Source organism: Chitinimonas violaceus, assembly GCF_052601015.1.
Genome location: NZ_JBQXDJ010000018.1, coordinates 47,420 through 59,507, shown reverse-complemented (window position 1 = coordinate 59,507; position 12,088 = coordinate 47,420). Strand labels below are relative to the sequence as shown.

Annotated in this window: 13 protein-coding genes; 6 read left to right on the top strand and 7 right to left on the bottom strand. The window is 53.6% G+C overall.

Going from position 1 to position 12,088, the window contains the following annotated elements:
- Positions 1–37: 37 nt before the first annotated feature.
- Entirely contained in the window at positions 38–880 is an 843-nt protein-coding gene (locus ACUHMQ_RS08660) for a tryptophan 2,3-dioxygenase (RefSeq protein ID WP_445295058.1), read from the bottom strand.
- Between the two features lie 508 nt (positions 881–1,388).
- Between ACUHMQ_RS08660 and ACUHMQ_RS08655 the strand changes: the two genes are divergently transcribed.
- The gene (locus ACUHMQ_RS08655) at positions 1,389–1,856 is read left to right on the top strand and encodes a Dps family protein (RefSeq protein ID WP_445295057.1); all 468 of its coding nucleotides are present in this window, start codon (positions 1,389–1,391) and stop codon (positions 1,854–1,856) included.
- Between the two features lie 172 nt (positions 1,857–2,028).
- On the opposite strand, the gene ACUHMQ_RS08650 is transcribed toward ACUHMQ_RS08655, so the two are convergent.
- Positions 2,029–2,316, bottom strand: a complete 288-nt coding sequence (locus ACUHMQ_RS08650) for an HU family DNA-binding protein (RefSeq protein WP_445295056.1) — start codon at positions 2,314–2,316, stop codon at positions 2,029–2,031.
- Positions 2,317–2,860: 544 nt separating this feature from the next.
- Between ACUHMQ_RS08650 and ACUHMQ_RS08645 the strand changes: the two genes are divergently transcribed.
- The gene (locus ACUHMQ_RS08645) at positions 2,861–3,616 is read left to right on the top strand and encodes an META domain-containing protein (protein ID WP_445295055.1); all 756 of its coding nucleotides are present in this window, start codon (positions 2,861–2,863) and stop codon (positions 3,614–3,616) included.
- 65 nt (positions 3,617–3,681) lie between these two features.
- Here ACUHMQ_RS08645 and ACUHMQ_RS08640 read toward each other — a convergent pair whose 3' ends face one another.
- The gene (locus tag ACUHMQ_RS08640) at positions 3,682–4,152 is read right to left on the bottom strand and encodes an Lrp/AsnC ligand binding domain-containing protein (RefSeq protein ID WP_445295054.1); all 471 of its coding nucleotides are present in this window, start codon (positions 4,150–4,152) and stop codon (positions 3,682–3,684) included.
- Between the two features lie 146 nt (positions 4,153–4,298).
- On the opposite strand from ACUHMQ_RS08640, the gene ACUHMQ_RS08635 reads away from it, so the two are divergent.
- The 3 genes from ACUHMQ_RS08635 (at position 4,299) to ACUHMQ_RS08625 (ending at position 7,994) form a co-directional block, all read left to right on the top strand.
- A complete protein-coding gene (locus tag ACUHMQ_RS08635; protein ID WP_445295053.1) occupies positions 4,299–5,600 on the top strand; it encodes a D-amino acid dehydrogenase in 1,302 nt (433 codons plus the stop codon).
- Positions 5,601–5,731: 131 nt separating this feature from the next.
- A complete protein-coding gene (gene alr, locus ACUHMQ_RS08630; protein ID WP_445295052.1) occupies positions 5,732–6,799 on the top strand; it encodes an alanine racemase in 1,068 nt (355 codons plus the stop codon).
- A gap of 94 nt (positions 6,800–6,893) precedes the next feature.
- Complete coding sequence (locus ACUHMQ_RS08625; RefSeq protein WP_445295051.1) at positions 6,894–7,994, top strand: anhydro-N-acetylmuramic acid kinase; 1,101 nt, start codon at positions 6,894–6,896, stop codon at positions 7,992–7,994.
- A gap of 48 nt (positions 7,995–8,042) precedes the next feature.
- On the opposite strand, the gene ACUHMQ_RS08620 is transcribed toward ACUHMQ_RS08625, so the two are convergent.
- Complete coding sequence (locus ACUHMQ_RS08620) at positions 8,043–8,264, bottom strand: DUF2061 domain-containing protein (RefSeq protein WP_445295050.1); 222 nt, start codon at positions 8,262–8,264, stop codon at positions 8,043–8,045.
- A 501-nt stretch (positions 8,265–8,765) separates the two neighbouring features.
- Here ACUHMQ_RS08620 and ACUHMQ_RS08615 point away from each other — a divergent pair.
- Positions 8,766–9,263, top strand: coding sequence for a universal stress protein (locus tag ACUHMQ_RS08615; RefSeq protein ID WP_445295049.1), 498 nt, complete (start codon positions 8,766–8,768; stop codon positions 9,261–9,263).
- A gap of 46 nt (positions 9,264–9,309) precedes the next feature.
- On the opposite strand, the gene ACUHMQ_RS08610 is transcribed toward ACUHMQ_RS08615, so the two are convergent.
- The 3 genes from ACUHMQ_RS08610 to ACUHMQ_RS08600 all read right to left on the bottom strand — a co-directional run bounded on the left by ACUHMQ_RS08610 (position 9,310) and on the right by ACUHMQ_RS08600 (position 12,004).
- Entirely contained in the window at positions 9,310–9,765 is a 456-nt protein-coding gene (locus tag ACUHMQ_RS08610; RefSeq protein ID WP_445295048.1) for an OsmC family protein, read from the bottom strand.
- Between the two features lie 134 nt (positions 9,766–9,899).
- Positions 9,900–11,660, bottom strand: coding sequence for a SulP family inorganic anion transporter (locus ACUHMQ_RS08605; RefSeq protein ID WP_445295047.1), 1,761 nt, complete (start codon positions 11,658–11,660; stop codon positions 9,900–9,902).
- An 8-nt stretch (positions 11,661–11,668) separates the two neighbouring features.
- On the bottom strand, positions 11,669–12,004 hold the full coding sequence (locus ACUHMQ_RS08600) for a metalloregulator ArsR/SmtB family transcription factor (RefSeq protein ID WP_445295046.1): 336 nt from the start codon (positions 12,002–12,004) through the stop codon (positions 11,669–11,671).
- Positions 12,005–12,088: the final 84 nt, after the last annotated feature.

Below are 12,088 nucleotides of genomic sequence, written 5' to 3'. Positions count from 1 at the left end.
TAGCCAATTTTTGTTTCTGCCATGTTTGAACTGATACTCATAGTTCACTGCGAACCTGAAAAAGCTCCGGAAAAAACGTCAATTCCAACGCACGCTTAAGAAAAGCCACACCGCTGGATCCACCTGTACCCGGTTTGAAACCGATAATCCGTTCCACCGTCTTCATATGTCTAAAACGCCAAAGCTGGAAGGCTTCTTCAACATCCACCAGCTTCTCGGCCATCTCATAAGCCTCCCAGTGGGTTTCGGGTTGCTGATAGATGGTTTTCAACACCACCACCACGCCAGGATTCTTGACATACGCTTGGCTGAAATCCCGCTGCAAGCATACCTCTGGCACTGGAAAACCACGCCGCGCAAGATGCTGCAGGAAAACATCCCACAGACTGGGTGCATACAGATCCTGCTGTATCTGGGCATATAGCACCGGGTCGTACCTGAATACTTCGGCATGACCTGCATGCTTATTTCCCAGCAGGAACTCCAGCGTGCGGTACTGATGCGACTGAAAACCGGAAGCCTGCCCGAGAACTGGACGGAACTGCGCGTATTCAGACGGCGTCATGGTCTCCAGCACTGCCCACATATTGAATAACTGCTGTTGCACCAGCTTCACCCGTGCCAATATCTTGAAGCTGGATGCCAATTCATTGCATTCCACATGGGCAATGGCCGAACGTAATTCATGGATCAACAGTTTGATCCACAGCTCCGAAACCTGATGCTGAATGATGAACAGCATTTCATCGTGATGCACAGGCGTCGACAACGGCTGCTGTGCTTTCAGTAGCTGATCGAGACAGAGATAGCCGCCATAGCTGAGCCGGTCACTGAAATCGGTCTGGATACCCGCTTCAAGATCGCGTTGGTTCACTTGCATGGTTACCTATCCTAGGTGGATTGATCCCGACGATGCCCAGGATCTATGTGCCTTCAGAATAGCGCATGCCTATTAATATATTTTAGCAATTCAATTTCTTATTCTGATTGATATTTGTAATAATCCAAACCATTCCAGCAGCCGTTTCACAAGGAGAACATCAATGCACTCCCATACATTTTCTGGGTGGCTAAGCGAGTTGTTGGCAAATTACGCACTCGCCCACTGAGCACTAGGAATAGCTATTCTGGCGAAAAGGAATTTACGCGGGTCGGGGATTTATTCCGCGGGATCAATGACGAACAAGCGCTAAGAATCTGTTAAAAGTCATGCGAGCTAGAGCGAAACAAGGCGAAAACAACCGAAAAAGCGGCGTTTACGAATAGCAAATAAGCATGCCGAGGCGGTTTCCAACGCCGGCTGATGCACAGAAGACTTTCAACAGGTTCATAGATAGGGTCTACTCCCGATCACCCTGTAACCTAAAACGACAACCAAGGAGTAAAGTATGGACATCCACTTGGGCATACCCGAAGCCAAACGCCAAGCCATTGCAGATGGTCTGTCGCGCCTGCTGGCCGACACCTATACCCTTTACCTGCAAACACACAACTTCCATTGGAACGTCACTGGGCCCATGTTCAATAGCCTGCATCTGATGTTCGAAAACCAATATACCGAACTGGCATTGGGTGTGGATTTGATCGCAGAACGGATTCGTGCGCTGGGCTTCCCTGCACCAGGTACCTATTCCGCCTTCAGCAAGCTTTCCAGCGTCACCGAAATTGAAGGCGTGCCGCCGGCCAAGGAAATGATCACAATCTTGCTCAAAGGGCAGGAAACTGTGGTGCGGACAACCAGACAACTGCTGCCCCTGGTGGGGGAAGTGGATGATGAATCCACAGCCGACTTGCTGACCCAACGCCTGCAGGTCCACGAGAAGACCGCATGGATGCTGCGAAGCCTGCTCGAATAGGCTTTAGAACCTGTTCTTGATGTTACTGCGCAGCTGTAATCGAAGCTTGTGTGCTGCTCGGCAACCCTCTGGCAACTACTCGCGACAGATCGTAAACAGGTTCTTACAGCTTCGAAATAAAAACGGCGCCGAATAGCGCCGTTTTTATTTTTGATACTGCTTGGTAAACAGCTCAGGCCACTGCGTCTTTCAGCGCTTTCACAGCGGTAAAAGCCGGCACGCGCTTGGCAGGGATCTGGATTTCCGCACCAGTCTTGGGGTTACGACCAACCTTGGCTGCCTTGTCCTTGATCTTCAGCTTGCCAACGCCTGGCAGTGTGACTTCTTCACCCGACTTGAGCTGTGTATGCACTACACCGGTAAGGGCAACCAGCACGCGGGTAACGTCGGCTTTCGACACGTCTTGGCCATCTTTGCCAGCTTGAATAGTGATCGCTTCGATCAGTTGAGCTTGATTCATAATTTTGCTCCTTGAGCGGATTAAGTCTTGTGGAAAAACCGGTTGAGGCTGGGGGCTATTAACCCGGCAGTTACTGACGCAAAACTACGTTCTAGCAACTGCGAAGCGTGCAGTATTGCGACTTTGCGTCCAAGGCTCAAGCGTCGTGTGTAGGTGCTGAGCGCATTATTACTCGGTAATACACTATTTTTCCCTCCTTTTTTGTACGTCTTGATACAAAAAATCAAGCACTTGTCATATCAAACGTACTTTTTCCCATCTCTTCTGATTTTCTTGCTAATTTATGCGCGAGAACGTCTGCAGCATCAGCAAAATATCCCCTCGGCCACGCTACGCTCCAACAATAATCACTCAAGAAATGAACTCAGAACCCGGTTGCATTGGTATGCAACGACTCAGTTGGCGGCTAGCGCAATCAATCGGTAAATTCAACTACTGTGATCAACCTAAAATATCTCACCCGACAAGTGAGCGGCACTTTCAAAATTCGTTTCATCTTTCGTTAACAACGTTTGCAATCGCCCTGCATCAAAGAGGAAAACCTATGCATAAGTCCGTGTTTATCTTGCTGGCCAGTTTGTTGGCAAGCACGGTAATGGCTGAAACAACGCTAAGCGGTACCGCAAATTACGGTGATAAAGCGACATTGCCCAACAATGCCGTACTGGAAATCAGCCTGCAGGATGTCTCGCTTGCGGATGCACCCGCCAAGCTGGTCAACCGTGCCGTTATCGTTGCCCCGGGTCAGTCACCCGTGCAGTTCAAGCTGCGTTTCGACCCCAAGAGCATTGATGCAAAACACACCTACTCGCTGAACGCCAGAATTACAGCCGACAGTAAACTGTTGTTCACAACCGATAGCCGCAACCTTGTCAAAGCCAATGGCAGCGACGGACCGCAAACCTTGAAACTGGTGCAGGTGGCAGATGGCGGCGTGCAGACCATTCCATTGCAGGACAGCTATTGGAAACTGGTTGAAATGAATGGCAAGCCGCTTCCTACCGCCAAGTCCCGTAATGAACCCTTTCTGCAGTTCAATAGCGAAGGCCGTCGCCTGGCAGGATCTACGGGCTGTAACCGTCTGATCGGGGGCTATACCCTCGTAGGTGGCGGCATCCATTTCACCAGCCTTGCCACGACCCGGATGGCCTGTACCGAAGGTGGAGACCTTGAGCAGCCATTCCTGGATACCTTGGGCAAGGTGAAGCGTTGGCGCTTGCAAGCCAATAAGCTCAGCCTATTTGACAGTAAAAAGCAGCTTTTGATGGCGTTTGAGGCAGGTACCGCACCGAAACAATAGACCTACAGCAGTAGCTGCCAAGCCTTGTTCCACACCGGCTTGGCAGGCTTGCATAGCTAACTTGGCTAACTGGTCACCACAGGCAAAGCCAGCGTTTCCTTTACCTCTTCCATGACCACATAGCTGCGGGATTCCACTGCCCCGGGCAGATTCAACAGGATATCCCCCAACAAAAGCCTGTACTGCGACATATCCGAGATGCGCGCCTTGACCAGATAGTCGAAATCCCCCGAAACCAGATGACATTCAACAATATTGGGCAGCTTCATCACTTCACGGCGGAACTGATCGAAAATCTCGGCAGATTTGGCTGCAAGACGCAGCTCGACAAATACCAGCTGAGCACATGCCACTGCGCGTGGATTAACCCGGGCGTAATACCCCTCGATCACACCGGCACGTTCAAGCCGTTTTACCCGCTCTGAAGTCGGTGTCGTCGACAGTCCCACCTTCTCCGCCAACTCAGTCAACGCCATACGGCCATCATGCTGTAACAGGGTCAGAATTCTACGGTCGATCCGATCCAATTCTTTCATGTCATCCTCGTTTAGTTTTTTTTCATATCACATTGCCATTTAACGTGAATTTATCCTGCTTTGTCACCTAAGGTTGGCAACACTTTTTTCAAATTGACTAATACACTGCACAAATTGACTAAATGTGACATGCAGGCGATAACATCATGCAAGTAATCGTTCTTGGCGGCGGTGTGGTAGGGGTATCAACGGCCTACTATCTGGCGCGTGCAGGTGCGAAAGTAATCGTATTGGAACGGCAATCAGCTGTCGCATTAGAAACCAGCTTTGCCAATGCAGGCCAGATTTCTCCCGGTTACTCAACGCCCTGGGCCGCGCCTGGTATTCCGACCAAGGCTCTGAAGTGGTTGTTCCAGCGTCATGCGCCATTGGCTATCAAACCCGATGGCAGCCTGTTTCAATGGCAGTGGATGGCCCAGATGCTGGCCAACTGCAATGACGGGGCTTACGCACAAAACAAAGAACGCATGATGCGCCTGTCCGAATACAGCCGAGATTGCTTGCGTGCACTGCGCAATGAGGCCGGCTTGCACTACGAGGAGCGCACTGGCGGTACGTTGCAGCTGTTCCGTACCCAGCAACAGCTCGACAGCGCCGCGCGCGATATCGAGGTACTGAAATCCTGTGGTGTACCTTTCGAATTGCTGGACGAAGCAGGCTGCGTGGGTGCCGAACCTGCGCTTGGTTTGGTACCCGGTCGTGTAGTGGGCGGGTTGCGATTGCCAAATGACGAAACCGGGGATTGCCAGCGTTTCACTACTGAGCTTGCAAAGCGCGCCGAACAGCTGGGTGTCGAATTCCGCTTCAATACTGAAATTGACGCATTGGAAGCGTTACGCGGCCGTATCGTCGGCGTCACCCTGAAGAATGGTGAATGGCTGCAGGCTGATCACTATGTGGTGGCCATGGGCAGTTTCAGCCGCCAGTTGGTACGAAATCTGGGCCTGAACCTGCCAGTTTATCCAACCAAAGGGTATTCGCTGACCATCCCGATCACCGACCCCGCTGGCGCACCGGTTTCCACGGTGCTCGACGAGACCTACAAGATTGCCATCACCCGTTTCGATCAACGCATCCGCGTCGGCGGCATGGCGGAGCTGAGTGGATATGACCAGAAACTCAACCCGCGTCGGCGTAAAACACTGGAAATGGTGGTCAACGACCTCTTTCCTACTGGCGGCGACAGCACCGCAGCCAGCTTCTGGACCGGTCTACGCCCGATGACCCCCGATGGCACCCCCATCATTGGCCATACGCCCTACGCAAACCTGAGCTTGAACACCGGCCATGGCACGCTTGGGTGGACCATGGCATGCGGTTCCGGCAAGTTGCTTGCCGACCTCGTCCTGGGTCAGCAACCGCAAATCAGTACCGCTGGTCTGACAATGGAGCGGTATGGCCGCAAGGCCCTTAATGCCAGCCTGACATTCCAACCAGCTTCCAGCTGAGCTGTATCTTCACTTTCTGCTCTACCGAATCACGTTGAGGCTCCGTGTCTCTGCCCGTAGCACCGGACTGTACCGGGCTGCGGGCGTTTTTTTACTCGATAATAGAATTATTCGCCGATCAGCCTATTGCTATGAGTCGCCCTCTTACCGCCACCATCCGTTTTTCTGCGCTGCAACACAATTACAAACTGGCCAAACGCCTGCATGGGGGCCTTGTGCTGGCTATCGTCAAAGCCAACGCCTACGGGCACGGTGCTGTCCTCTGTGCAAAAGCACTGGATACCTTGGCAGATGGATTTGGTGTCGCATCAATCGAAGAGGCCATTCAGCTGCGTGAAGCAGGTATCGACAAGCCCATCCTGCTACTGGAAGGATGGTTCGAACCCAGCGAATTGGCGCTGATCCAGCAATACAATCTCTGGACCGCCATGCATAGCGTGGCGCAGATCACCGATATCGAAAATGCCAAACTCAGTAAACCGCTGACCTTGTGGGTCAAGATCGATAGCGGCATGCACCGGCTGGGAATGTGTGCCGAAACATTCCGGCTCGCATATGACCGACTGCGTAACAGCAACAAGGTCGGCAAAATCGTAGCTATGACTCATTTCTCCCGCGCCGATGAACTCGACAGCCAAGCAACCCCACAGCAGATCGAGCGCTTCAACAAAGCGGTTGCCGGGCTTGATGTTGAAACCAGCCTCTGCAACTCCGGGGGCATACTGGCATGGCCCAATGGCCACAGCGACTGGGGACGCGCAGGTGTGATGTTGTACGGTGGCGCAGGTACTCATCGCGTACTATCCGACTGGCCATTGCCCGTCATGAATCTCGACAGCAAAGTCATGGCAGTACGCGATCTACCCGCTGGTGAGCCTATAGGCTACGGTGCCTGTTTTTACACCGACCGCCCCACTCGGGTCGGGGTGGTCGCCTGCGGCTATGCCGATGGTTATCCACGCGCAGCTCCCACCGGCACGCCCGTGCTCATCAACGGCCAACGCAGCCGCACCCTCGGCCGGGTGTCGATGGACATGCTGATGGTAGACCTCAACGACATACCCAATGCCGATGTAGGCAGTACAGTGCGGCTATGGGGCGAAGGTCTGCCCGCGAGCGAAGTCGCCACCGCTGCCAGCACCATCGATTACGAGCTTTTCTGCAACGTAAAGCGGGCACGCCTGATCTACGAAGACTAACCTGCAATACATACCGTCGAATGGCTGCCAAGCTTGCACTGCGCATCAACGCGCCCCTAGTCTTGGCCTATTGTCTACTTCACATCGCATACACATGCCAGCTTCTTCGCTATATATCGGTCTCATGTCCGGCACCAGCCTGGATGGCATCAACTGTGCGCTGGTCGACTTCACCAATCAGCACCCTACCCTCTTAGCTACCCATTTACTGCCGTTCGATGCCGATCTGCGCGCTGAGTTCCTGAGTCTGCAAACGTCCGGCGACAATGAATTGCATCGCTCAATGCTGGCCGCAAATGCACTAGCCGACGCATATGCAGTGGCTATCCGCCACACCTTGGAAAAGGCTGGCATCTCCCGCGGTTCGATAGGTGCCATCGGCATGCATGGCCAAACACTTCGCCACCGACCAGAACTCGGTTTTACCGTACAGATCGGCAACGCAGCCCGCTTGGCTGAACAGACAGGCATTACCGTCATCAGCGACTTTCGGAGCCGTGATGTTGCTGCTGGTGGCCAAGGCGCACCGCTTGTTCCAGCATTTCATCACAACATGTTTAGCAGTCCGGCGCATCGGGTCGTGATCAATATCGGCGGTATCGCCAATGTTACAGATCTGCCACCCAATGGCCCCGTCCGCGGCTGGGATACAGGGCCCGGCAATGTACTGATGGATGCCTGGATCCATCGACATCGCAACCTCACCTATGACGCAGATGGCGCATGGGCGCGTTCCGGCCAGTTGCAACCGGACTTATTGGCCCAGCTATTGGCAACGCCTTACTGCCGTCAAGCGCCACCCAAAAGCACAGGGCGCGATCTGTTTCACTTGGCGTGGCTTGATCAACAACTTGCCAATCACCCGGCTCTGGCTCCGGAAGACGTCCAGGCCACGTTGCTTGCTTTTACTGCCGAGAGCATCGCCCGAGAGATTCGACGAGAAGCACCCTCTGCCAGCGAGGCGTATGTCTGCGGTGGCGGCGTATATAACAGCGCATTGATGGACTGTCTGGCAGCACAGCTCAGCCCAATTTCCCTGGCAAGTACAGAAACAATCGGCCTAGACCCGGACTGGGTGGAGGCAACAGCTTTCGCCTGGCTGGCAAAGCAATGCCTGGAAAAGCAACCGGGCAACCTGCCTGCAGTCACCGGTGCACACGGCCCAAGAATACTGGGTGCCATTTACACGGCTTAAGTTGTCGCACCGATAACGACTGAGCAGAGTTCCAATCATCCCGTCTTGCTAATGGTGGCCATGGGCATGCAAGGGGTGCATTCTGCTTTTCGTGGCGCGCTTAGCGTCAAACCGTAGCCATGCCTTTTCATGGAAGAAATAGGCCACTGTATTAACGGCAGGCTCCACCAGCGCCAAAGTACTGCTGATGCCGATGCTGCCCGTTAATAAATACGCCACGCTGAACGCGACAGAGAAATGGGTTATCGCGAAGGTGATGGTCTTAAGCATGTTGGGTTCCTTGTAATTGCGGTTGAATACGTTACAAGGATGATAATAATTCTCAATGTTATTTGGAATTCAATTTTCACAAGTGCGGCAATAGTCATCCCCTATTGATTGGCGCGAAGTACCAAAAAGCGCATCACTAAAGGCCCATAACAAGAAAACGCCTTTCAGCCGGGTGTGGCAAGAATGTGCCAACAGTTTGCGCTAAATCAAAGTCAGCCCGCCGTGACAGCACCAAACTGACCTGGTACTAACAACAACCTGTTCACCCTCTGTCAAAAGCAGCTATCAGCAAAGTACAGCGACATCTCTGACGACCACTGGGCAGTAAGATCGGGATCTGATTCTAAATAGCCGCTCACGATCTGTTACGAGTAGCTGTCAGCAGGGCGCAGAGCAGCACCGAAACCGGAATGTACTCTTGTACATGAGGATTTTGAGCAGCGCATAAGCCCTGATCACAGCTGCGCAGTAAGATCGTGAGCAGGCTCCAAGAGGTGAACCATGTATAAACGTATCCTGGTACCCGTCGATGGCAGTCCAACGTCACTCTCTGGTTTGCAAGAGGCCATCAAACTCGCCAAAGCATTGAATGCCAGGCTATGCCTGCTGCATGTGGTGGACTTGCACGTGGTGTACATGGATATAGCCGGCGCAGACAGGCTGGCGCAGTGTATCGCCATACTCAAAGACCATAGCGACATGCTGCTGGCTGAAGCAAAGTCACAAGTCGATGCGACAGGTGTAGCTGTAGAGACCTATCAGCGTGAATGCGTTGCACCTGCGGTCGCGCAGACCATTCTGCAGGTAGCAGCCGAATGGTCCGCCGAGCTGATCGTCATGGGAACCCACGGCCGGCGTGGTCTATCGCACCTGATCATGGGCAGTAATGCCGAACGCGTATTACGCGACAGCGACATACCGGTCTTGCTGAGCCGACACCAACCCAATCATGCGGTTGAAGGGCTGGCGGTAGCTAGTGTTGAACGGATGAGCACATAAGCAGAGATGATTGGGATGCGCCGCCTCAATCAATCTTCAATGCATCCTATCCCTCACCGTACAGCACCTTGCCATTACCATCCTTTACGCTTACATTCACCTGTAGACCTTTGCGTACGCTCTGCGTCACCACGCAAAAGTCTTCAAACTGCGCCAGGATACGTTCCAACTGGGCAATATCCTCGGCAGGAACATTTACCCCCAGCTGCACATCAATACTACCGATACGCAAGCGACCTTGCTCATTACGGGTCATGTGGACCTTGGCATCGGCACGGATCGGTTCCGGCAGATTTTTGAACTTGCGCAGCGAAAACAGCAAACTGGCAACCAAGCAGTTGGCCACCGCGGTCCCCAAAAGGCGCGTGGGATCAGGCCCCGTCCCATGCCCTACCGGTGCATCCTCATCGGTAATCAAGGCTGGCAGGCTATCTTTGCCGAAGTTGACGACAAACTGGTAATCGGTGGTCTGTTCCAAGGAGATGCTAAGGGTGTCTGTCATGGCAAACTCAACGTTGATGAGGAAGATGTTCGTACCTAGTAAAAATACGTCCGAAGTCGTCTTGCTTTAGCTTGCGAGTCTTTGAAAAGGCTTTACTGCACGTGTATTTATCAGCCCATGCCGAGGAAAGCACATCAAATTACATAGTCCTGGTACTGATCCTCGCTCAAATGTTGCATAGCGGTGTAGGTGGAAAGATGCACGATGCCCGATAGCTCATCCAAAAAACCGCTTTGCTTGAGCAAGTCCATCACCGGTCCCTTGACCTCTGCCAGATGCAAATCAACTTTTTGCTCAACCAGCCCCTGATTCAACTCGCGCAAACCTTGTAGCGCCGAAACATCAATCGCGTTGACCGCAGAAAGCACCAGCAACAAATGCCGGGTAGCCGGTCGCTCCCGCAATAAGGTGACAAGGCGGGTACGGACAAAACGTATATTGGCAAAGTAGAGGCTCTCATCAACCCGTATTGCCAGTACTTCCGGTACAACATGGGTGTTGTGGCGCAGGATATTCCGATAATGCTCGGTTCCGGGCACCCGCCCTACCACCGCCAGATGTGGCTGGCTCGTACGCCATATGAACAGTGCCAGCGAGAGGGCTACGCCCAACAAGATCGCATCGACCACCCCCAGCAAGAGCACAGCGATAAACGTCGCCAAATACACCACAGCATCACGACGGTCGTAACGCCAGGCGAGCTTGAGCACACTCAGATCAATCATTTGCATAACGGCAGTCACAATCGTAGCGGCCAACACCGCCAAGGGGAGCTTGGAGAACAGATCGGTGAATACCAGTAGCACCAGCGCCATCCAACCCGCGGACAATACCCCCGCCAATTGAGTACGTGCACCGGCCAACTCGTTAGCGGCGGAACGCCCAAAACTGGCCGACACCGGAAAACCACCCGTCAGCCCAGCCGCTGTATTGGCAGCGCCAAGCGCCAGCAACTCACAGTCCGGATTCACTGTTTCGCGACGTTTCAGGGCCAGCGACTGCGCAATCGAAAAGCTATCGACAAAACCCACCAAAGCGATGGCCAGCACGGCAGGCAGAATCGTCTGCACATGCTCCATATCGATATCCGGCCATGCTACAGGCGGCAAGCCCTGGGGAAGATGCCCCACCACCCGTACTTCCAGCTGCAGAGTGCTTACCGCAAGACCACCCAGCGCGACGACCACAATCGGAAAAGCTTTGGCAGCAAGGTCGGCATGCTTGGCCTTCATACCCAGGCGTTGCAATACCGGTCTGATCCAATGCTTACCCGCCAGCAATAGCCCCAGCGCCATCACTGATAACACCAAGGCTGACCTATTGAGCCCAGGTAAAGCACTGGCCAAGGCAACCAGGATTTCCCACGCTGTTGTGCCATGAACCGACACACCAAACAGATGGGGAGACTGGCTCAGAATAATCAGCAGCGCCGAGCCTGCGACAAAACCACCTACTACCGATTGGGAAAGGAAGTTGGCTACGAAACCGAACTTGAGACCAGCTAAGCCAAGCCGCAATAGGCCCGACAACAACGCCACCATGGCCGCCAGTGCAACCCAGGTACTACTGCCCGGTATCGCCAACCCAGCCAGCGCGGTCGCGGTCATTAATGATGGCAAGGCTGCTGGCCCTACCGATAAGGTGGCACTGGAGCCAAACACCGCATACACCAATACCGGGGCGATACTGGCATACAACCCTGCTTGTGGCGGCAGGCCCGCTAGCAACGCGTAAGCCAAACCTTGAGGTACCAACAACACCAGCAGTGTGGCGCTGGCAACCAGATCATGGGGGAAATCGGTAAAACGATACTGACGTAACCACTCAGGCATGGCGGTAATGTCCTCTCTTACCAACCCCACCACACCCGGAGACCCGATTTCGGGCCCCAGCATACCGCCTCTTAATTGCCATGATTCCGGTCTTTCTCGCCTGCAGAACAGTAAATCTCACACATCAACCCTAGTATCTGTATCACCTCCCGGCTTATCAGGCTGTAGTAAATATACTTTCCGTCGCGACGCGTGGTAACCAGACCTTCATTTCTCAGCACACCCAGTTGTTGACTCAGGCTGGGTTGGCGGATACCGGTACTGGCTTCGAGTGCCGAAACACTCCGTTCACCAGGCACCAGCTGGCATAGCAGCAACAAGCGATCGGCATTACCCAAGGGCTTGAGTAACGTAGCCGCCGCGTCCAGAGATGGGCGCAGCCCTGCCACTTTCGCCTCGTTCAACATGGCACTACACATAGCATCCCTCTCTCAAAATCTGCTACGCGTCAGCAATGCGGCATTGAAAACACCCACGCAGTGCTCACTTAC